We start from the raw sequence: 21,501 nt of genomic DNA, 5'->3' as shown, positions 1-21,501 counted from the left end.
TCGGTGTCTGTAAGCTAGATTGGCGATACACCAATCAGATTGCAAGGTTGTTATCTTATTACTACCAAGGTTTAAATATATTAATTTTTTTTATCAAAAGCGATTCTTGTGGCTAAAATATGTTCACAAGGTCCTTTTGTCATTTTATTTTGATGATAATAACTGCAAGTACACTTAGCATCAACGATTTGAAGGTCGTTATTAATCAGTACACTTGTTTTATAATTATTACTTACTGTCGCATTTATGTTTATATTATTATTTTCAATACTTGTTTTTAAATTTTCAACAGCACCTGATTCCATTAATTCATAAGCTGTTTTATCAATTTCATTAGAAAAACGTAAGCTATCTAAATCAATTCCATCTTTTTTTAATTCTCGAATTCGATATACATTATTCTTTAAATCGTACACTACTTTTCCTGCTTGTGTAAAAGTTTGTAATGATTGTGTTACAATTGTTTTATCTAATCCTAAATCTTTAGCTAAATTACTTGGAGTATTTAACCAATCCTTTCGCAATGCCAAATAAATAGTTTGCATCGTTTTTGAAGAAACTTGTCCTCTAGGCGAAAGTAAATCTAAATTAGTTGTTTGCGTCCAATCATTGGCTGTCCAACCAGATAATCCTAATGTAAAATACATATCATTTGCCAAATGTGCGATGTAAAAAGATGGCATACCACTACCCAATAAATGAACAGTAAATTTAGTAGTAATTGGCAATAATCGTTCTAAAAGCGTTATTCTTCTTCTTCCCCAAACTCTTATTTCTTTTTCTTCATCACCTTTATATATAGATTGTAAACAAGCCACTTCAATATTCCAAGGTTCAAAAACAGCAATAATAGGTTTACCAGGTTTTAAGATATATTTTATCGCTCTTGGTCCTTTCTTTTCTTTGTGCCTTTTTAATACTGATATAAAATTAGCAATATCCACAGGATGCAAATCAAAAGATACTTTATCACTTGTCATGGCACTACTTACTTGTAAAAAACCACGAACCCAACTATCTGGTAAATCAATTTTTACTTCTCTATAAGTATCTTCTCCTGTTGTTTTTACATCAAAACCCGTTGGATCTACTTTAAACTCTGTTTCTTTATAAGTTCTTATTTTCTGAAACTCATTATATAATTCTTTCGAATAATCAATATTTGTAGTTCCACATTTAAACTCATTTATATTTTTAAAGACATCATAACCACAAGATAATTTTCCATAAACAGATTCATCTTGACTAAAACACTCAAAAAATACTTGGTCTGGGTGTACTGTAATTACTGGGTCTAAAACAAACCAAGCAGCATAATCTCGTTTATATAGATAATTAAAATATTTTCGTTGCGCATCATAAAAAGGCTTTGTAATTTCTTCTCTTTTTAGGCGTAATTTTTTTAATTTTTCTTGAAGATGATTAATATCTTCTTTTAATCCTGATAATTGAGCTGTTGCTTCGGCAATCCATACCTCTTCCTGACCTTTTAACCAAGCTAAGTATTCTGTATTATCTTTTGGTTGAAAATTAAAATCAGCAATTACTACATGATGTAAAGCTGAAATAGCCTCTCTAAAAGGAATTTTTTTATCTAAGCTTCCTACAAAATATGTAGGCTCTCTTAATGTATCAGGAGCAAAACTTACCCCTGTAGATGCAATGGTATTACTAACACTACTATTACCACTATATTTAAAATTAAACTTCATTCTTTTTCTTACTATTATTTAATTAATAATGGTACTTCTACATCTGTATGTATTTCAGATATAGTAATTAAAATCTCTATAACTTTATTTTTATCAATAGCTGTTTTTGTATCTAAAATAGCTGTTAAAACTCTTACTGTCATTTCAGCAATTTCTTTATATTTTTTAGATTGATTTTCTAAAAAAGAATATACTCTTGTTTTTGTTGCTCTATTGGTATTAATATAAAATAAGGTTGTTTTAAAATAATCTTCTAATTGTAAGGTAACTTTAATATTATCCGAAGCATATCCTTCTAAATAATTGGTTACAAAAAACTGCATGTTTTTTGTTGGATGCTCTTGTAAACTAACAAGTAATGGTAATCCTTTTTCTTCTGAAAAATGAGTTGTAATTAAACTTCTACCTAACAATTGTACTTGTTCTTTTACATGGTCACACACATATAAAAGTAATGGTACGCTCCAATTTTCAGGTTCAATATGAATTCTGAAATACTCATCAGCCCAATCAATAACATCTTGCCAATTTGTATTAAAAATAGGCAATGCTTCTTCTAATTCGTAATTTACTCTGGCTACGTTATTTTTAAAATAATTATGTAATTGTGTTCTTACAGAAAATACATCACTATGTGCTAAACGTACTAATTCAGACATTTTTAAGTTATTCATATCTACTCTTCTCTCAAAAAGTGGAGTTCCTAACTTCTGTGCAAATTCGTGTTTAGATAAAATTAATGCGATTATTTCTTCTTGAGATACTGCATCTTTTTGAGTTCCATAAAATTGTATTAAAGTTTTATAACAATTTTGATGTAATCCTTCATAAATTTCATCTTCTGTTAATGAAACTAATAATTTTTTACGTAAATATTCTTTAAACTCTTCATCTAAATGAATTAATTTACGAATTGTTGGTTGTATTGCTTTTCTAACTGCTTCATCTTCTGAAAAACAAAAACCAATAATATTTTGTTTATTTTCTAATAAGAACTCATCAGGAAAATATGTTAAAAGTTCAATACCTGCAGTTCTTAAAATAGCTTCATCTGAAGTAATATATTCTTTATAAGTATCTTTAAAAAGTTCGTAAACAGATGTAGTATTGTGTTTTGCTAAATTAATTGCAAACAACTGATTTGTTACAGAGTTTGAAGCCGATAAACTAATAATATATTGAACAGGTGTAGTACTTAATAATTTACCAAAAAATGTACTACCGATTAAATAATTAACTGCTATTAAAAACTCAGAAGTATAATTAGATGATTCATCAAACAATGTTATTAAATCATCTATAAATATTGGCGTAGTATAAGCTACATCATTTTTATATAAATTGATTAAATAACCAATAACTAAAACCTCATCTGTAAGTAATAATTTTGATATTAAAAAAGTACTTGATAAATATGAAGCTTCATGTTTATCTAACCATTTTATTCCTAATTCAACAGCTTTTTTATTTTTTGAAGATATTAAAATCAATAAAATATCTTCAGGTGCTTCTGTAGTCGCATATTTTTGCTCTAAAACCTCAGCTATTAAATCTAATACCTTCGGATGATAGTGTCGTATTAATTTTGTTACTATTTCTTCTGATAAATTTTCTAAAAAATGAGGATTTTCTTTTATAATTTTTAACGAAAAATCAACAGCAATACTACTTTTTGCATTGGCAAGAATATACAATACTTCTTCTGATTTTTCATTCCAAACAGTTGGAAGAATATCTTCCCTTATACTGTTATCAGTAAGTTCATCTATATAAAACCATTTATTACCTACACATTTAAATCTTGTTGAATTTCCATACAAAATATACATTAAAGCTAAAAATTGATGATATTTAGGATACTTACGATTTTCTACTTCATACTTCCTTTTAGATTCGTTATAAAACCATTCACTTGTTGTATTTTCAGGGGCTACATCTATCTTATCATTTAAAGAACATAATAATTCTTTAGCATATTCAATATATGCTTCTTGATTATCAATACTTAAAGTATATACTTTCTGATACGTATTTTTATTAAAATAGTTTTTTGTTTTTCCTGAAAAAGCAATTCTCGGATTTGTTTTTTTCTTTTCTTCGGATGCTTCTACCCAATCATATTCATCATTTATATATGGATAATCAGATGTATAACTTGCGTTACTAATAGCGATTCGTTTAGATACTAATGCAAAAAATTGCGTATCATTTGTTGTATAGGCTGTTCTATAAATATAACGTATAGACTTAAAAGTATTTACTTTTAAAGGGATTTTTTCTATTATATCAAATAAAATCGCTCTCTCAACATTATTATTATAATAATGAATATAAGCATAAAATAACAACATCGGATTTTTACTTCCTTCTCCTAAAAACTGTATTGCTAAAGAATCTATTTCAGTTTTTGTAATATGCTTTGCAACTTCGTTTTGTACTATTTTTATATCTGAAGTATTTCCGTATCTTAAAATATAAGCAGCAGAAATTCTACCTCCAATTGTATTAAAAGTATCTTTTTTGAAGATTTTAATTGCGTCTTCAATATAACCTGATTCATTAAAATCGATTAAAACAGAAAGTGTATTATACTGTTCAAACTCATCTGATGAATGGATAAACTGAGCTATTAAGGGTATTGCTTCTTTTATTTTTAAAGCACCAACTCTATTTATAATTCTAGATACTTTCCAATTTCTGGTATAAGTTCCTTTTAGAGCTTGATTTAAATACTTTAAAATAGTATCTTTTCTTGTAGTATTTTCTTCTTTCTTCGGATTTTCAAGTTCTTGAGCTGTTACTTTAGCATCTTCTGAATATCCTTTCTTTTCTTTACTTACTACTAATTTATTGAAGATTTTCTCAGCTTCTTCATAAGATACAGGAAAAACAGTTTTTGTTCCTTCTCTTAAACTCGCGCCTCTTCTACCATATCTAAAGTTTACTATAAATAAATCTTGACTTTCACATAAGTCAACTTCATAAACTTTGTCTGATTTTTCGTCTAAAAAATATAATTTCTTTTGTTTGATTAATTTCAAGGCTTAGATTTTTTTAAGACTTTAAATATATCAATAATTTAGAAAATAGACACTTATTTATTGTTTTTAACACGTATTTACTTTTAAAATAAGAAGTAAATACGTGTTTTTTTAATTTAAACCATTTTTAAGATTTATTAAAATAGCTTCTTTTAATGAATCTTCTAAGAAAGAGATGGCTCTTTTACTTCGAATACCCGATTTACAATATACAATTACAGGTTTCGTTGTGTCAATTTCATTTAATCGGTCTGGTAATTCTACTAAACGAATATGCTGTCCTCCAATATGATGTTCCTCTCTTTCCCAATCTTCACGAACATCTAAAAGATTATATTTTAATAAATCAATTTGTAACTCTTCTATTGTTATTTCATTTTCAGCTTCAATAATACCACAGAAAAAATCATAATTTTCCTCTAATTTTGTAATTGATACTTCTACATTTTTTTCAAAATCTAAAACCATTTGACGCATTGTTAAGGTATCATACATCAATAATTTATTCGATAAAACATCACCTATTTCACAAATTATTTTGATAGCTTCATTAGCTTGTAAACTACCTATAATACCAGGTAAAACACCTAAAACCCCAATTTGCGAACAATTTGGTGATTCATCAGGTTTTGGTGGCGTAGGATATAAACACCTATATGTTCCGCTTCCTTTATAATTAAAGACACTTACCTGCCCTTCAAACTTAAAAATTGCACCATATACTAATGGTTTTTTTGTAATTACGGCGGCATCATTTGTTAAATAACGTGTCGAAAAATTATCACTTCCATCAACAATAACATCATATTCTTCAAATAATGAAATAGCATTTAATCGTGTTAATTGTTCTTTATACACGTTAAATTTCACAAACGGATTTAACCTTGATAATCGTTTTGCTGCAGTCTCTGCTTTCGAAACTCCAATATCATCAATTGTATATAAAATTTGACGTTGTAAATTACTTTGATCTACCACATCATCATCAATAATACCAATTGTACCAACTCCTGCTGCTGTTAAATATTGTAATACAGGACACCCTAATCCGCCAGCACCTATTACTAAAACTTTAGCATTTTTTAATTTCAACTGCCCTACTGAACCTATTTTCTCTAAAATAAGATGGCGGTTATATTGTTTTTTTTCTTCTTCTGTTAAGCTCATTTTTTTCATATTGATTCAAACTGTTCCCAGTCTTTCCAAACCACTTCTAATCCTTGTTCTTTTAACATTTTCACAACCTCTTCTGTGCTTCTTTCATCAGAAATCTGAAACTGCTCTAACGACTGAGGTTCAACCGTATAACCACCTGGATTTGTTTTTGATTCCGCACTTATAGAAGTAGCCCCTAAATTTACGATATTATTTCTAAAAACTTCACTTTCTCTTGTTGACATTGATAGCTCAATATCTTCGTCTAGCAAACGAAAAGCACAAATTAATTGCACTAAATCACTATCTGTCATTTCAACTTTTGGTTCTAATCCACCAGAATGTGGTCGTAACCTTGGAAAAGAAATAGAATACTTTGTTTTCCAATATGTTTTCTGTAGATATTTTAAATGTAAAGCAGTAAAAAAACTATCGGCACGCCAATCTTCTAATCCGAATAAAGCACCTAAACCTATTTTATGAATCCCTACTTTTCCTAACCTATCAGGCGTATCTAAACGGTAATCAAAATTAGATTTTTTTCCCTTCGGATGATGTTTCTTATACTCCTCTCTATGATATGTCTCTTGATAAACCAACACAGCATATAATCCTGCTTCAATTAACGATTCATATTCTTCTTGATCCAAAGGCTGAACCTCGATAGTAATATTTGAAAATTGAGAACGAATTAACTGAATAGCATTTTTAATATAATCAACACCGACAGTTTTATTTGCTTCACCCGTAACTAACAAAATATGATCGTATCCTTTATCTTTTAAAAAAGCAACCTCTTTTAAAATTTCAGCATCTAATAAAGTACGTCTAGGTATTTTATTGGTCATACTAAATCCGCAATACGTACAAATATTCTGACACTCATTACTCAAATACATTGGCGCATACATTTGTATGGTATTACCAAATCTTTTTTTAGTAAGTAGACTACTTTTTTGAGCCATTTGCTCAATATACGGACGTGCAGCAGGCGATATTAATGCTTTAAAATCTTCTAAATCTAATTTTTCTTTTGACAAAGCATATTCTACCTCAACAGCTGTTTTATCAAAAATACTTTTTAAGTTATCATCCCAATTATAGGTATCAAAAAGTTCTTTAAAATTGCTCATATTTTAATTTAAAAAACTAGTTAACGGACTACTTGCTACTGCTTGTTTCTGAACAGGTGCTAGTTTTGCTTCATATGCCATTCTTCCAGCTTCAACAGCCATTTTGAACGCTTTTGCCATTGCCACAGGATTTTGAGATACTGCAATTGCCGTATTTACTAAAACTGCATCAGCTCCTAATTCCATTGCATATGCTGCGTGCGATGGTGCACCAATACCAGCATCAACAATTACAGGAACATTTGATTGTTCTATAATGATTTCTAAGAAATCTTGTGTTTTCAAGCCTTTATTACTTCCTATTGGTGCCCCTAATGGCATTACACATTGTGTACCAACATCTTCTAAACGCTTACATAAAACAGGGTCTGCATGAATATAAGGCATCACTACAAAACCTTTTTTAACCAATTCTTCGGCAGCTTTTAAGGTTTCAATAGGATCGGGTAATAAATATCTAGGATCAGGATGAATTTCTAATTTCACCCAATTTGTTTCTAATGCTTCTCTTGACAATTCCGCAGCAAAAACCGCTTCTTTTGCCGTTCGAACACCTGATGTATTTGGCAATAAACTTATATGAGGATGTATTAAATGTGTTAAAATATCATCTTCTTTATTTTGAACATCTACTCTTTTTAAAGCAACAGTTATCAATTCACTTTCAGAGGCTAATAATGCTTCTTTCATTAATTTTGATGAACTAAACTTACCTGTTCCTGTAAATAATCGAGATGTAAATTCTTTATCTGCTATTTTTAATATATCGTTCATTTTTTGTTTTTAAAAAACTACTTGTCATCCATTTTATACACTTGTTCTTGTGTGCTTGGTGAACTTAAAATTTTATGAAAAACAGGAATACTTGTAAAATCTTTGGTAATAGCTCCTGATGCAGCAACTCCATAAATACCTGTTTGTACAATTTCTGCAACATCATCTAAAGTGATACCTCCAATAGCGATTATTGGTGTTTCTGTTTGTAATTCTTCTACTATTTTTTTATATCCTGATGTTCCTAAAACAGGGCTTAAATTCTTTTTAGTTTCTGTAAAACGAAAAGGACCTAAACCGATATAATCTACTTTTTTATCTAGTAAAACTTTACATTCTTCTAAGGTGTTTGCAGTTCCTCCAATGCTATAAAATTTCCCCAAATAAGCACGCACTTTTAACGGACAATCATCTTTTTTTCCTAGATGAACACCATCTGCATTTACTTCTTTGGCTACTTTGTAGTAATCGTTTATAATTAATCTTGTTTGATAATGAGCCGTTAATTCTCTGGCTTTTTTTGCGGTTTCTAAAATTGTTTTAGGATCAAAACCTTTTAATCGTAATTGTACCCATTCTGCACCCGATGCACAAGCTGTTTGAATATTATCTAAATGATCTTCTGCTGTTTTACCTTGTGTTATATACTGTAATTTACTAATCATTTTACTTGTAATTATGAGTTCCTAAAAGAGATTTGTTTGAATTTAAAAATTGTTCTGTAAACCTTTTTGTATTTATACAAGCATTTTCAAAAGGAACATTTAACGCTAAATTTGACGCTAATGCCGATGATAAAACACAACCGCTTCCATGTTTTTCGGAAATGGAATTTGCTATAGGCGGAATATTTAGTTCTACTATTTTATTATAATAAACGGTATCCCATCCTTTTTTATCTATTCTATGCCCTCCTTTTAAATAAATGTTTGTTTTTTTTGAGATAAAATCAATAGTTTCCATTATATTTTTACTTGGAAATAATGCTTTTATTTCATCAAAATTAGGTGTTACAATAGCACAATTATACAACACTTTTTCAAATACTTTTAAATTTTCTTTTTGATGGAAATTAAAACCAGCACTTGCTTTTAAAATAGGGTCTAAAACAATTTTAATTTTAGGATTTATTTTTTTTAATTTTAGAATAATATTTAGTAAAATTTCCCAAGATTGAATAATTCCTACTTTAACAACTGTAATTGTAAAACGTTCAAATAATGTTTCAATTTGAGCGAGTATGATTTTTTCATCAATCCAAATACAATTTTTAAAAGCAATATCATTTTGAACAGTAACCGCTGTACATACTGATAATCCATACAAACCATGAGCTTCAAATGTTTTAATATCTGAAGTAATTCCTGCACCGCTTGACGGGTCTAGTCCTGCAATGGTAAGTATGTAATTTGGTGTTTTCAATTTATAACGCTTTATTGTAATGAATCAAACTCTTTTTGGATGCTTTTAAAACTTTCTACTGGATTTTCAGAATTCCAAACACCACCTAAAACACCAATTCCTTGAAAACCTAATTCAATGGTTGGCGCTATGGTTTTGGTTGTAATTCCACCCATTCCTACAATTATTTTATCGATATCATTGACATCAAAATTTCTTCCTTCGTATCCTTTTTTTGAGATAGATGAAAAAACAGGACTTAATAAATGGTAATCAAATTCGATATCACAAGCCGATAATTCTTCTGGCTCATGAAAAGAACTACTCATGGTTTTACCTAACATTTGTAAACCTATAAAATAACGACTTCCATTTTCTAACGCATCACGCCTTTTTTGTTCTTGAAAATGAATTCCTTTTAAAGAATATTCATTAACGAGTTCATGAAAATAATGTGTTACTATTCGATTATGATATTTTTCTGATACCTGATTCAAATAAGCAACATGCGCTTGATAATCTTTAAATGGTTTTCTTAAATGATAATATTCTAAACCCGCTTCGAATAATTGATGTAGTATTTGTATTTCATTTTCTACGTCTTTTTCTGGGGATATAAGAACTATCATATTCGTTTAATTTTATGGATACTTATTTTTGTCAAAAATAACCTAATTTATTCTTGGAACGGCAAATTACTTACTAAGTACTTTCTTATAATTACGGGGGACTTCATAATTACGAGGGACTTTTTGGGTTAGGGATTGCAGTGGCATCCTTTTTTATTTTTTTTCAAAATAAAAAAGATATAACGGAAAGCCCGACTACGCCTTTTTTCAAGGCGTAGGAACCTCCCTCTTCTTCTTCTTCTTTTTTTTTTCTTCCTCTTATTCTTACTTTTATTTTATAAATATACTTCTGATCCTTTTTCTATAAATTCTTTTGATTTCTCTTCCATTCCTTTGGCAATAACTTCATTATCAACAATGTCGTTAACAGCTGCAAAATCACGAACTTCTTGCGATATTTTCATTGAACAAAACTTTGGTCCACACATTGAACAGAAATGTGCCACTTTAGCACCTGCTGCTGGTAAAGTTTCATCATGATATTCACGAGCTCTTTCAGGGTCTAGTCCTAAATTAAATTGATCTTCCCAACGGAACTCAAAACGAGCCATACTCAACGCATTATCTCTGTGCTGAGAACCTGGATGTCCTTTGGCTAAATCGGCAGCATGAGCCGCTAATTTATAAGTAATTACACCTACACGAACATCTTCTTTATTCGGTAAACCTAAATGTTCTTTTGGAGTTACATAACATAACATTGCACATCCGTACCAACCAATCATAGCTGCTCCAATTCCTGAAGTAATATGATCGTAACCTGGTGCAATATCAGTAGTTAAAGGTCCTAAAGTGTAAAAAGGAGCTTCATCACAAAGTTCAATTTGCTTCTCCATATTTTCTTTAATCATGTGCATTGGCACGTGACCTGGTCCTTCAATAAAACACTGTACTTCGTGCTTACGAGCTATTTGAGTTAACTCTCCTAAAGTTTCTAATTCAGCAAATTGTGCTTCGTCATTGGCATCTGCTACCGAACCAGGGCGTAATCCATCACCTAAAGAAAAGGCAACATCGTACTGTTTTAATATTTCACAAATATCTTCGAAATGAGTATATAAGAAACTTTCTTTATGATGTGCTAAACACCATTTTGCCATAATTGAACCTCCACGAGATACAATTCCTGTAACACGTTTTGCCGTCATTGGTACGTAACGCAATAAAACTCCTGCGTGAATCGTAAAATAATCAACTCCTTGTTCAGCTTGTTCGATTAAAGTATCACGGAAAATTTCCCATGTTAAATCTTCAGCAACACCGTTTACTTTTTCTAATGCTTGATAAATTGGCACAGTTCCTACTGGTACTGGCGAGTTACGGATAATCCACTCACGAGTTTCATGAATATTTTCCCCTGTAGATAAATCCATAATATTATCTGCTCCCCAACGACAAGCCCAAACTGCTTTTTCTACTTCTTCTTCAATAGAAGATGTTACGGCAGAATTACCAATATTTGCATTTATCTTCACTAAGAAGTTTCTACCTAAAATCATAGGTTCTGCTTCTGGATGATTTATGTTTGATGGAATAATTGCACGACCTCTTGCTACTTCTGATCTTACAAATTCTGGCGTAATTTTCTCTGGAATATTAGCACCAAAATGTTCACCTTTATGTTGTTTTCTAATTTCGGTCATTTCATCTATTCGTTGATTTTCACGAATAGCGATATATTCCATTTCTGGCGTAATGATTCCTTTTTTAGCGTAATGTAATTGTGTTACATTCTGCCCTTTTTTAGCACGTAAAGGATTTTTTAATAACTTAAAACGCATATGATCTAAACTAGCATCATTTAAACGTTCGTTACAGTATTCTGAAGAAAACTTAGTCAACTGCTCAACATCTCCACGGTCTTTAATCCAAGATTCACGAATTCTTTCAATTCCTGCGTGTACGTCAATTTCTTTAGCAGGATCAGTATATGGTCCTGAAGTATCATATACAGTTACTGGTTCGTTTGGCGTTTTCTTTTTGGTCATAGAATCAACCGTATCACTTAACGAAATTTCACGCATTGCTACTTTAATTTGCGGGTGAATTTTTCCGCTTACATAAATTTTCTGTGAATTAGGAAATGGACTTCTAGTAATTCCTTCTTGTTTTGGTGCAGTGTCTTTGTTCTTCATTTGATAATTTAGTTTTTCTTTTACCTTTTTAAATAAAAATCAACCTGAGTTTTATCCTCCTTGAGTTGATTTTATAATTAAAATATCATCATTATGTTGAAGTAACTTTAAAGACCAATCAGTTTTTTTAACCACACTACTATTTATAGCAATAGCAATTCCATTCGTTTGAATATTTAAATATTCAACGAACTGTTGTAATGTTAAGGTTTCTAAAATTTGATGTTCTTTTTGGTTTACTTTTATAGTAATCATATTTATAAAATATTACTGTAAACCAAATGGTGGTAGTATTTCGATATATTATCGAACATAACTTTTTCCTACGTTGGTCTTAACCAAATCAGGTTCTAAGGATGTTTCTCAAACTAATTTAATAGCTACTCCTAAAGTTTACAAGACAAATGTATGCTTTAATTAAATAAAACAACTTATTTTAAATTGATTTTTAACTTTATTTTTTTGTTTTTATTGATTTTCAACTCAATTTCAAATAGTTAAATCATTTATAAAAAACAAAGCCTATCTTTTATAAAAGATAGGCTTTAAAAAATATTTTAAGATTTTATATCTAGTATAATTCTTTAATTGTTTCTGTAATTTGATTTAAAACATCAAAAGCAGTTTCTGCCATTTTATTTCCTTTTAAATCTAATAAAGGATTTACTTCTACAAATTCAACACAAGCTACTTTTTTACTTGCTAATAACCCGTTGATAATTTTAACAATTTCTTTATCATCAAAACCTTTTGCAACAGGTGTACCTGTACCATAAGAAATCATATCACAATCCATTGCATCAACATCAAAAGACACATAAATAATGTCACAATTAGATAATTTTTCTAATGCTTCATTTACACAAACTTCTAAACCTCGGTAACGAACCTCTGCAACCATATAGTTTTTAATACCATATTTTTCCATTTGTTTTTCCTCTGGCTCTTCGGTATCTCTAACACCAAAAAAGATAATATCTTCAGGTAATACTTTTTGACCTGGTGTTCCTATATTTTTCATTCTATCCCATAAATCAGCAGTTTCTCTATCTACATCATTTATTTGACAGTCTAAATTATCATCAGAAATAACAGCTCCTAATGGCATACCATGAATATTACCTGAAGGAGATGTATATGGCGTATGTAAATCACCATGAGCATCAATCCAAATAACACCAACTTTTTTTGTTGGGTTTGCTGCTTTAACACCACTAATAGTTCCTAAAGCTGATGAATGATCTCCTGAAAGTACTATTGGAAAATTACCTTCTTGTAAATTAACCTTAACGTGATTACTTACTCTTTTACATTGATTAAAAACACTCTTTATTTGTTTACCAAATGAGTTATTTTTTTTATCGTAAATAGATTCATTTTCTGTAATTACATCTTCAAATTCAAAACGATTAAAAAAATCGTTATTTTGATTGATAGCAGCTATTTCTATGGCATCAATTCCCATATCAGCACCACGTGTTCCTGCACCAATATCAGATCTGTTTTTAATAATTTTTATTGAACTCATTATTATTATGTTTTGTAATCTTATTTATTTGTCTATAAAAAAATGCCATAATTAAATGGCATTTTAATGTTTTTTTTATCTTTTACTAACCTCTACAAATGCTCTGTGATTTGCTCCTGTATAAATTTGGCGAGGTCTTCCAATAGGCTCTTTACCTAAACGCATTTCTCTCCATTGTGCTATCCATCCAGGTAAACGTCCTAAAGCAAACATTACTGTAAACATCTCTACAGGAATTCCCATTGCTCTGTATATAATCCCTGAATAAAAATCTACATTTGGATATAATTTTCTATCAACAAAATAAGGGTCACTTAAAGCTTCTTCAGCCAATCCTTTTGCTATCTCTAAAATAGGATCATCAATACCTAAATCATTTAAAACTTCCTCTGCAGCAACTTTAATAATTTTTGCTCTTGGATCAAAGTTTTTATAAACACGGTGTCCGAATCCCATTAAACGGAAAGGATCGTTTTTATCTTTCGCTTTAGCCATATACTTTTTAGTATCTCCACCATCAGCTTTGATAGCTTCTAACATTTCTAAAACGGCTTGATTTGCTCCACCATGTAATGGTCCCCATAAAGCTGAAATACCTGCTGAAAGTGATGCAAATAATCCTGCATGAGAAGAACCTGTTATTCTTACTGTAGATGTTGAACAGTTTTGCTCATGATCAGCATGTAAAATCAATAATTTATTTAATGCATTTACAACTATATCATTTCTAACATAATCTTTATTAGGTTGCTTAAACATCATCTTATAAGTGTTCTCTACATATCCTAAATTACAGTCACCATAATCTAAAGGAAGTCCTTGTTTTTTACGCATTGTCCATGCTACTAATACAGGAAATTTACCTAAAATTTTAACAATTGCATTATACATCTCTTCTTCTGAATCTACATTTACAGAAGTAGGATTAAATGCTGTTAAAGCAGATGTCAATGATGAAATAACACCCATTGGATGTGCAGTTCTAGGAAATGCATCTACTATTTTTCTGATATCTTCATCAACTATAGATTGTGCACAAATATCTTTTTTAAACTTTTCTAATTCACCTGCAGTTGGTAATTCTCCAAAAATTAATAAAAAAGCTACTTCTAAAAAATCTGATTTTTCTGCTAATTCTTCAATAGAATAACCTCTATATCTTAAAATTCCTTCTTCACCATTTAAAAATGTAATAGCACTTAAACAAGAACCTGTGTTTTTATACCCTGGATCAATAGTAATAACACCTCCAGAAGCTCCTCTTAAAGTTTTGATATCAATTGCAGTTTCATTTTCAGTTCCTTTAATTAAAGGAAATTCATATGTATTTTCACCTATTTGTAGTTTTGCTATATCTGCCATTTTTTTCTTATTTTTTTTGGGGTTGAAGTCAGTTGCGAATATACTATTTTTAAAAGTATTTTAAAAATAGGCTTCTATAGATTTTTACATTCAGAGGCATATTTATCTTATAATTTGTAATAGAATAATAAATTTTTATTCTGATAATCATTTATAGATAACACTAACTTTTTAAGTATCTTAAACTAAGATAATTCAAAAAACAATATGATTATTCACTTAATTCAAAAAATATAAAATTACAATGGTGATAAATAAATAATACTTAAAAAATGATTATGATGATTATCATTGTTTTTTTTTATATTTATGATAAATAAACAACAGATTTCATATCATAAAAAAACTCATGCCTAAACATGAGTTTTACTTTTTTTTTAATACAGAGTACTTTATATTTTAGAGATACTTTCATTATAAAATTCTTAAAATAAAGCTATTTAAGTGTATCTTTTTAATGGTATTCTGTATAAATATATAATTAAAATAATTATTTAATTTTAAAAGCTTTGTCTTGTGGAAAATAAGCTGTTCCATCTAATTCTTCTTCAATACGTAATAATTGATTGTATTTTGCCATTCTATCAGAACGAGAAGCTGAACCAGTTTTAATCTGTCCACAGTTCAAAGCGACAGCTAAATCAGCAATAGTATTGTCTTCTGTTTCACCAGAACGATGACTCATTACAGAAGTATAACCTGCATTATGTGCCATATTTACTGCTGAAATTGTTTCAGTTAAAGTTCCTATTTGGTTTACTTTAATTAAAATTGAATTTGCAATTCCATTTTCAATTCCTCTAGATAAACGCTCAACATTAGTTACAAATAAATCGTCTCCAACTAATTGTACCTTATCACCAGAAATTTCAGTTAAATACTTCCAACCTTCCCAGTCGTTTTCATCCATACCATCTTCAATAGAAATAATAGGATATTTTTCAGCTAAAGAAGCTAAATAATCTGCTTGTTCTTTACTTGTTCTGATTTTTCCTTTAGCTCCTTCAAACTTAGTATAATCATATTTACCATCAACAAAAAATTCAGCGGCAGCACAATCTAAAGCGATCATAACTTCTTCTCCGAATTTGTATCCTGCATTTTTAGTTGCTAAAGCAATTGTTTCAATAGCATCTTCAGTACCGTCTAAAGTTGGTGCAAAACCTCCTTCATCTCCAACTGCTGTTGATAAATTTCTATCATGTAAAACACTTTTTAAATGATGAAAAATTTCAGAACCAATTTTCATTGCTTCAGTGAAATTTTTAGCTTTTACAGGCATTATCATAAATTCTTGAAATGCAATAGGTGCATCAGAATGTGATCCTCCATTGATAATATTCATCATTGGAACAGGTAATGTATTTGCAGAAACACCACCAATATATCTATATAAAGGCAAACCTAATTCGTTTGCTGCTGCTTTTGCCACTGCTAAAGAAACACCTAAAATAGCATTTGCTCCTAAAACAGATTTGTTTGGAGTACCATCTAAATCAATCATAAGTTGATCAATCATGTTTTGTTCAAAAACAGATACTCCTAATAATTCTTGAGAAATTAATGTATTAACGTTTTTTACAGCGTTTAATACTCCTTTACCCATATAATCTTTTCCGCCATCACGTAATTCAACAGCTTCGTGTTCTCCTGTAGAAGCTCCTGAAGGAACTGCTGCTCTACCAATAACACCATTTTCTGTAGTAACATCTACTTCTACTGTTGGATTACCTCTTGAATCAAAAATTTGACGTGCGTGAATGTTGATTATAATACTCATAATTGTTTCTTTTTAATATAGATTCCCGTAACTTTAATGTACGGGAATCTTAATTTTTATAATTTTAATTTATAAATTGAAGCTCATTTATTTTAGTAAAATGATTATGCTTCAGTTTTTGCTTTTTTGATATTTTCAATAAACTCATCAAATAAGTATTCTGCATCATGTGGTCCAGGGCTTGCCTCTGGGTGATACTGAACAGAAAATACATTTTTAGATTTCATTCTAATACCTGCAACAGTATGATCATTTAAATGTACATGTGAAATTTCTACATCATCATGAGCTTCTGTTTCTTCTCTATTAATAGCAAAACCATGGTTTTGAGAAGTAATTTCACCTTTACCTGTAATTAAGTTTTTTACAGGATGATTAATACCTCTATGTCCATTATGCATTTTATAAGTAGAAATTCCGTTAGCTAAAGCAATTACTTGGTGTCCTAAACAGATTCCAAATAAAGGTAAATTTCTTGCTATAATTTCTTTTGCTGTATTTTGAGCATCTACTAAAGGCTCAGGATCTCCAGGACCATTTGAGATAAAATAACCATCAGGATTAAAATCACTCATCTGCTCAAAAGTAGCATTATAAGGATATACTTTTATGTACGCTCCTCTTTTTACTAAGTTTCTTAAGATATTCTTTTTAATTCCAATATCTAATGCAGATACTTTAATTGGTGAGTTTTCATCTCCAACAAAATATGGTTCTTTAGTTGATACTTTTGATGCTAGTTCTAAACCTTCCATGTTAGGTGTATCAGCTAATTGTTTCTTTAAAGCATCTATATTATCTACATCTGTAGAAATAATAGCATTCATAGCTCCGTTGTCTCTAATGTAAGCAACCAATGCTCTGGTATCTACATCAGAAATAGCAACTAAGTTATGTTCTTTAAACCAGTCTAATAAATTTCCATCAGAATCTACACGAGAATGTGTAAAACTAAAATTACGACAAATTAATCCAGAAATTTTAATCCCTTCAGACTCTACCTCTTCATTGTTAATTCCGTAATTACCAATATGTGCATTGGTAGTTACCATTAATTGACCAAAATAAGAAGGATCAGTAAATATTTCTTGGTAACCAGTCATACCTGTATTAAAACAAATTTCTCCAGTTGAAGTGCCTTCTATCCCAATAGACTTTCCATAGAAGATAGTTCCGTCTGCTAACAAAACTAGTGCTTTTTTACGTTGTTGATATTTCATTTAGTATGTATTGTATCTTTTGAGTGCAAAAATATAAAAAAAAAGGGATAAACATTAAATGTTTATCCCTTTGATATAATTTATAAAAATTTTCATTTTTATTCTTCTTCTTGTGAAGTTTGAGTTTCAGCAGCTGCATCAGCAGTCTTAGCTCCACCACGACGGCTACGACGAGTGTTCTTTTTAGCTTTGTTTCCTTTTGGATTGTAAATTTCGTTGTAATCAACTAATTCAACCATTGCCATAGGAGCATTATCTCCCTGACGGTTTCCTAATTTGATGATACGTACATATCCTCCTGGTCTATCTCCAATCTTTACAGAAACTTCTTTAAATAATTCCGTTACAGCTTCTTTGCTACGTAAATAGCTAAATACTGTACGACGATTATGAGTTGTATCTGTTTTAGATTTAGTAATAATAGGCTCAATAAACGTACGAAAAGCTTTCGCTTTAGCTACAGTTGTGTTAATACGTTTGTGCTCTATTAAAGAACATCCCATATTAGCTAACATTGCCTTTCTGTGCGCTGTTTGTCTACCTAAATGATTAAATTTCTTTCCGTGTCTCATGACTTTGGTTTTTAGCTTTCATCTTGCTACAACCCTTTTTGGGGAGCAAAATATGAAAGGTTAATCTCTATCTAATTTGTATTTGCTTAAATCCATTCCAAAATTAAGGCTCTTATTTGCCACTAACTCATCTAATTCAGTTAATGATTTTTTACCGAAATTTCTAAATTTCATTAAATCGCTTTTATTGAACGATACTAAATCGCCTAAAGTATCTACTTCTGCAGCTTTTAAACAGTTTAAAGCACGAACAGATAAATCCATATCTACTAATTTCGTCTTTAATAACTGACGCATATGTAATGATTCCTCATCGTATGTTTCAGTTTGTGCAATTTCATCTGCCTCTAAAGTGATACGCTCATCAGAGAATAACATAAAGTGGTGGATTAAAATTTTTGCAGCTTCTGTTAAAGCATCCTTAGGGTTGATAGAACCGTCAGTATCAATATCGAAAACTAATTTTTCGAAATCGGTCTTTTGCTCTACACGAAAATTTTCAACAGCATATTTTACATTCTTTATAGGAGTGTAAATAGAATCTGTAAAAATTGTTCCTAATGGTGCACCTGGTCTTTTGTTTTCTTCTGCGGGTACAAAACCTCTACCTTTTTCGATAGTGATTTCAGCGTTAAAACTTACTGATTTATCCAAGTTAAATAATACTAAATCTGAATTTAATACTTGAAAACCTGAAGTAAATTTCTGTAAATCTCCTGCAGTAAATTGCTCTTGACCTGACACTGCTATAGATACTGTTTCTCTATCAGTATCTTCAATTTGTTTCTTAAAACGAACTTGTTTTAAATTTAAAATGATTTCTGTAATATCTTCTACAACTCCTTGAATTGTTGAAAACTCATGGTCAACACCGTCAACACGTAATGATGTGATAGCAAACCCTTCTAATGAAGATAATAAAACTCTTCTTAAAGCGTTACCAACTGTTAATCCAAAACCTGGTTCAAGAGGTCTGAATTCAAATCTTCCTGAAAAATCAGTAGATTCGATCATTATTACTTTATCAGGCTTTTGAAAATTTAAAATTGCCATTTTTCTTCGTTTTAATTGTTATTTAGTTGCGCGGTTTATTAGTTTGAAGAAACACAGATAAACCCTTTGGCTAAATACCAAGATGATTAATTTATTATTTAGAATATAATTCTACGATCAATTGCTCTTTGATGTTTTCAGGAATCTGTAATCTTTCAGGTGCTTTAATAAAAGTACCTGATTTTAAATCAGAATTCCAGCTTAACCATTCGTAAACATTACTGTTTGCAGCTAAAGAATTTTCAATAGCTAATAATGATTTAGATTTCTCTCTTACAGCAATAACGTCTCCTGCTTGTACATCATATGAAGGAATGTTAACAATTTCTCCATTCACAGTAATGTGACGGTGAGAAACTAATTGACGTCCACCTCTTCTTGAGTTAGCAATTCCTAAACGGAAAACAACGTTATCTAAACGAGATTCACATAATTGTAATAAAACCTCACCAGTAATTCCTTTAGAAGCAGAAGCTTTCTTAAATAAATTACTAAATTGACGCTCTAAAATTCCGTAAGAATATTTCGCTTTTTGCTTTTCCATTAACTGGGTAGCATATTCCGATTTCTTACCTCTTCTTCTTGCGTTTCCGTGTTGTCCTGGAGGGTAATTTCTTTTTTCAAAAGATTTATCTTCTCCAAAAATTGCTTCACCAAACTTACGAGCAATTTTAGTTTTTGGTCCTGTATATCTTGCCATTTCTTGTTATTTTAGTAGGGATTATGAATTAAGGCGTACTCCTTCGATAATCTTGTTCCTACTTAGTTAAAATATATTTTATTGCGCACTAAAGTACGCGAAACAAAAATATAAGTTGATAAAATCAACTTATACTCTTCTTCTTTTTGGTGGACGACATCCGTTATGAGGAATAGGAGTAACATCAACAATTTCAGTTACTTCAATTCCAGCATTATGGATAGATCTGATTGCAGATTCTCTACCGTTACCTGGTCCTTTAACATACACTTTTACTTTACGTAAACCTGCTTCTTTTGCTACGTTAGCACAATCTTCTGCGGCTAATTGAGCTGCGTATGGAGTGTTCTTTTTAGAACCTCTAAAACCCATTTTACCTGCAGATGACCAAGAAATAACGTCACCTTTTTTGTTTGTTAAAGAAATAATAATATTGTTAAAAGATGCAGTTACGTGAGCTTCACCAACTGATTCTATTACAACTTTACGTTTTTTTGCTACTTTAGACTTTGCCATGATTATTATAGTTTTAGTAATTTAGTTTTCTAACTTTATAGTTTTACAACTATTATTAGATCTTTATTACTTATCTAACTTATTTTTTCTTATTAGCTACAGTTTTTCTCTTACCTTTTCTTGTACGAGAGTTATTCTTTGTTCTTTGACCTCTTAAAGGTAAACCAAGTCTATGGCGTATACCTCTCTGACATCCGATATCCATTAAACGCTTAATGCTTAATTGAACCTCAGAACGTAACTCACCTTCAATAGTAAAACTACCTACTTGCTCACGAATTGCTGCAATTTGATCATCGCTCCAATCTTGAACTTTGATACTTTCGTCTATTTTTGTCTCTGCTAAAACTTCTTTAGCTCTACTGTTTCCTATACCAAAGATGTAAGTTAAAGCGATAACACCTCTTTTATTCTTTGGAATATCAATACCTGCTATTCTTGCCATTACCCTTGTCTTTGTTTAAATCTAGGATTCTTTTTATTTATTACGTATAATCTGCCTTTTCGTCGTACAATTTTGCACTCGGCGCTTCTCTTCTTTAATGATGCTCTTACTTTCATCAGTGTGTGTTTTTAATATCTGTAAGTAATTCTTGCCTTTGATAAATCATATGGGCTCATTTCTAACTTTACCTTATCTCCTGGTAATAGTTTAATATAATGCATACGCATTTTCCCTGAAATGTGAGCCGTAACAATATGTCCGTTTTCTAATTCTACACGAAACATTGCATTTGATAATGCTTCAGTAATTGTTCCGTCTTGTTGAATTGCTGGTTGTTTAGCCATA

21 protein-coding genes and 1 riboswitch are annotated in these 21,501 nt (G+C 30.3%); all 21 genes read right to left on the bottom strand.

The features are described 5' to 3' along the window. Positions 1 to 80 precede the first annotated feature (80 nt). The 21 genes from AB0T67_RS11540 to infA all read right to left on the bottom strand — a co-directional run bounded on the left by AB0T67_RS11540 (position 81) and on the right by infA (position 21,500). On the bottom strand, positions 81 to 1,712 hold the full coding sequence (locus tag AB0T67_RS11540; RefSeq protein ID WP_369220407.1) for an SWIM zinc finger family protein: 1,632 nt from the start codon (positions 1,710 to 1,712) through the stop codon (positions 81 to 83). Between the two features lie 14 nt (positions 1,713 to 1,726). After that, the gene (locus AB0T67_RS11535; RefSeq protein ID WP_369220406.1) at positions 1,727 to 4,753 is read right to left on the bottom strand and encodes a WGR domain-containing protein; all 3,027 of its coding nucleotides are present in this window, start codon (positions 4,751 to 4,753) and stop codon (positions 1,727 to 1,729) included. Positions 4,754 to 4,864: 111 nt separating this feature from the next. After that, on the bottom strand, positions 4,865 to 5,920 hold the full coding sequence (moeB, locus tag AB0T67_RS11530; RefSeq protein ID WP_369220405.1) for a molybdopterin-synthase adenylyltransferase MoeB: 1,056 nt from the start codon (positions 5,918 to 5,920) through the stop codon (positions 4,865 to 4,867). Between the two features lie 5 nt (positions 5,921 to 5,925). Further along, a complete protein-coding gene (gene thiH / locus AB0T67_RS11525) occupies positions 5,926 to 7,041 on the bottom strand; it encodes a 2-iminoacetate synthase ThiH (protein WP_369220404.1) in 1,116 nt (371 codons plus the stop codon). Between the two features lie 3 nt (positions 7,042 to 7,044). After that, a complete protein-coding gene (locus AB0T67_RS11520) occupies positions 7,045 to 7,815 on the bottom strand; it encodes a thiazole synthase (RefSeq protein WP_262910031.1) in 771 nt (256 codons plus the stop codon). 17 nt (positions 7,816 to 7,832) lie between these two features. Then, a complete protein-coding gene (gene thiE, locus AB0T67_RS11515; RefSeq protein ID WP_369220403.1) occupies positions 7,833 to 8,480 on the bottom strand; it encodes a thiamine phosphate synthase in 648 nt (215 codons plus the stop codon). A 1-nt stretch (position 8,481) separates the two neighbouring features. Continuing rightward, positions 8,482 to 9,237 (bottom strand): hydroxymethylpyrimidine/phosphomethylpyrimidine kinase, encoded by a 756-nt coding sequence (locus AB0T67_RS11510; protein WP_369220402.1) that lies wholly within the window; start codon positions 9,235 to 9,237, stop codon positions 8,482 to 8,484. Between the two features lie 11 nt (positions 9,238 to 9,248). Then, a complete protein-coding gene (locus AB0T67_RS11505) occupies positions 9,249 to 9,845 on the bottom strand; it encodes a thiamine phosphate synthase (RefSeq protein WP_369220401.1) in 597 nt (198 codons plus the stop codon). Positions 9,846 to 10,120: 275 nt separating this feature from the next. Further along, positions 10,121 to 11,980: a phosphomethylpyrimidine synthase ThiC gene (gene thiC, locus AB0T67_RS11500; RefSeq protein WP_369220400.1), complete on the bottom strand. Its 1,860-nt coding sequence runs from the start codon at positions 11,978 to 11,980 to the stop codon at positions 10,121 to 10,123. 51 nt (positions 11,981 to 12,031) lie between these two features. Continuing rightward, positions 12,032 to 12,235 carry a sulfur carrier protein ThiS gene (gene thiS / locus AB0T67_RS11495; RefSeq protein WP_271230438.1) on the bottom strand — a complete coding sequence of 68 codons (204 nt, stop codon included), beginning with the start codon at positions 12,233 to 12,235 and terminating at the stop codon, positions 12,032 to 12,034. A gap of 48 nt (positions 12,236 to 12,283) precedes the next feature. Next, a riboswitch (TPP riboswitch) is annotated at positions 12,284 to 12,378 on the bottom strand. 173 nt (positions 12,379 to 12,551) lie between these two features. Continuing rightward, the gene (locus AB0T67_RS11490; protein ID WP_369220399.1) at positions 12,552 to 13,508 is read right to left on the bottom strand and encodes an arginase; all 957 of its coding nucleotides are present in this window, start codon (positions 13,506 to 13,508) and stop codon (positions 12,552 to 12,554) included. Positions 13,509 to 13,583: 75 nt separating this feature from the next. After that, positions 13,584 to 14,870: a citrate synthase gene (locus AB0T67_RS11485; RefSeq protein ID WP_271230440.1), complete on the bottom strand. Its 1,287-nt coding sequence runs from the start codon at positions 14,868 to 14,870 to the stop codon at positions 13,584 to 13,586. A 490-nt stretch (positions 14,871 to 15,360) separates the two neighbouring features. Next, positions 15,361 to 16,650, bottom strand: coding sequence for a phosphopyruvate hydratase (gene eno, locus AB0T67_RS11480; protein ID WP_271230441.1), 1,290 nt, complete (start codon positions 16,648 to 16,650; stop codon positions 15,361 to 15,363). Between the two features lie 104 nt (positions 16,651 to 16,754). Beyond that, positions 16,755 to 17,870: a glutamine-hydrolyzing carbamoyl-phosphate synthase small subunit gene (gene carA / locus AB0T67_RS11475; protein WP_369220398.1), complete on the bottom strand. Its 1,116-nt coding sequence runs from the start codon at positions 17,868 to 17,870 to the stop codon at positions 16,755 to 16,757. A gap of 98 nt (positions 17,871 to 17,968) precedes the next feature. Next, a complete protein-coding gene (gene rplQ, locus AB0T67_RS11470) occupies positions 17,969 to 18,442 on the bottom strand; it encodes a 50S ribosomal protein L17 (protein ID WP_271230443.1) in 474 nt (157 codons plus the stop codon). A 60-nt stretch (positions 18,443 to 18,502) separates the two neighbouring features. Continuing rightward, positions 18,503 to 19,495 (bottom strand): DNA-directed RNA polymerase subunit alpha, encoded by a 993-nt coding sequence (locus AB0T67_RS11465; RefSeq protein ID WP_369220397.1) that lies wholly within the window; start codon positions 19,493 to 19,495, stop codon positions 18,503 to 18,505. A gap of 94 nt (positions 19,496 to 19,589) precedes the next feature. Then, on the bottom strand, positions 19,590 to 20,195 hold the full coding sequence (gene rpsD / locus AB0T67_RS11460; protein ID WP_271230444.1) for a 30S ribosomal protein S4: 606 nt from the start codon (positions 20,193 to 20,195) through the stop codon (positions 19,590 to 19,592). Positions 20,196 to 20,324: 129 nt separating this feature from the next. Next, a complete protein-coding gene (gene rpsK, locus AB0T67_RS11455; protein ID WP_058884672.1) occupies positions 20,325 to 20,711 on the bottom strand; it encodes a 30S ribosomal protein S11 in 387 nt (128 codons plus the stop codon). A 79-nt stretch (positions 20,712 to 20,790) separates the two neighbouring features. After that, a complete protein-coding gene (gene rpsM / locus AB0T67_RS11450) occupies positions 20,791 to 21,156 on the bottom strand; it encodes a 30S ribosomal protein S13 (RefSeq protein WP_101903630.1) in 366 nt (121 codons plus the stop codon). Next, positions 21,156 to 21,272 (bottom strand): type B 50S ribosomal protein L36, encoded by a 117-nt coding sequence (ykgO, locus tag AB0T67_RS11445; protein ID WP_073316873.1) that lies wholly within the window; start codon positions 21,270 to 21,272, stop codon positions 21,156 to 21,158. Before ykgO ends, rpsM begins: the two co-directional genes overlap by 1 nt. A gap of 12 nt (positions 21,273 to 21,284) precedes the next feature. After that, positions 21,285 to 21,500, bottom strand: coding sequence for a translation initiation factor IF-1 (infA, locus tag AB0T67_RS11440; RefSeq protein ID WP_024740627.1), 216 nt, complete (start codon positions 21,498 to 21,500; stop codon positions 21,285 to 21,287). Position 21,501: the final 1 nt, after the last annotated feature.

The organism is Tenacibaculum salmonis, assembly GCF_041053065.1.
Taxonomy (GTDB): domain Bacteria; phylum Bacteroidota; class Bacteroidia; order Flavobacteriales; family Flavobacteriaceae; genus Polaribacter; species Polaribacter pacificus_A.
The sequence above is the reverse complement of the archived record's forward strand: the minus strand, read 5'-3'. Positions and strand labels throughout refer to the sequence as shown.

Excerpts from the sequence above, each read along its gene's own strand:
- thiH (WP_369220404.1), bottom strand. The coding sequence starts at position 7,041 with ATGAGCAATTTTAAAGAACTTTTTGATACCTATAATTGGGATGATAAC.
- thiE (WP_369220403.1), bottom strand. The coding sequence starts at position 8,480 with ATGATTAGTAAATTACAGTATATAACACAAGGTAAAACAGCAGAAGAT.
- infA (WP_024740627.1), bottom strand. The coding sequence starts at position 21,500 with ATGGCTAAACAACCAGCAATTCAACAAGACGGAACAATTACTGAAGCA.
- AB0T67_RS11520 (WP_262910031.1), bottom strand. The coding sequence starts at position 7,815 with ATGAACGATATATTAAAAATAGCAGATAAAGAATTTACATCTCGATTA.
- AB0T67_RS11465 (WP_369220397.1), bottom strand. The coding sequence starts at position 19,495 with ATGGCAATTTTAAATTTTCAAAAGCCTGATAAAGTAATAATGATCGAA.
- rpsD (WP_271230444.1), bottom strand. The coding sequence starts at position 20,195 with ATGGCAAGATATACAGGACCAAAAACTAAAATTGCTCGTAAGTTTGGT.
- thiC (WP_369220400.1), bottom strand. The coding sequence starts at position 11,980 with ATGAAGAACAAAGACACTGCACCAAAACAAGAAGGAATTACTAGAAGT.
- rpsM (WP_101903630.1), bottom strand. The coding sequence starts at position 21,156 with ATGGCAAGAATAGCAGGTATTGATATTCCAAAGAATAAAAGAGGTGTT.
- AB0T67_RS11490 (WP_369220399.1), bottom strand. The coding sequence starts at position 13,508 with ATGAGTTCAATAAAAATTATTAAAAACAGATCTGATATTGGTGCAGGA.
- ykgO (WP_073316873.1), bottom strand. The coding sequence starts at position 21,272 with ATGAAAGTAAGAGCATCATTAAAGAAGAGAAGCGCCGAGTGCAAAATT.
- carA (WP_369220398.1), bottom strand. The coding sequence starts at position 17,870 with ATGAAATATCAACAACGTAAAAAAGCACTAGTTTTGTTAGCAGACGGA.
- moeB (WP_369220405.1), bottom strand. The coding sequence starts at position 5,920 with ATGAGCTTAACAGAAGAAGAAAAAAAACAATATAACCGCCATCTTATT.
- rpsK (WP_058884672.1), bottom strand. The coding sequence starts at position 20,711 with ATGGCAAAGTCTAAAGTAGCAAAAAAACGTAAAGTTGTAATAGAATCA.
- thiS (WP_271230438.1), bottom strand. The coding sequence starts at position 12,235 with ATGATTACTATAAAAGTAAACCAAAAAGAACATCAAATTTTAGAAACC.
- AB0T67_RS11485 (WP_271230440.1), bottom strand. The coding sequence starts at position 14,870 with ATGGCAGATATAGCAAAACTACAAATAGGTGAAAATACATATGAATTT.
- eno (WP_271230441.1), bottom strand. The coding sequence starts at position 16,650 with ATGAGTATTATAATCAACATTCACGCACGTCAAATTTTTGATTCAAGA.
- rplQ (WP_271230443.1), bottom strand. The coding sequence starts at position 18,442 with ATGAGACACGGAAAGAAATTTAATCATTTAGGTAGACAAACAGCGCAC.
- AB0T67_RS11540 (WP_369220407.1), bottom strand. The coding sequence starts at position 1,712 with ATGAAGTTTAATTTTAAATATAGTGGTAATAGTAGTGTTAGTAATACC.
- AB0T67_RS11505 (WP_369220401.1), bottom strand. The coding sequence starts at position 9,845 with ATGATAGTTCTTATATCCCCAGAAAAAGACGTAGAAAATGAAATACAA.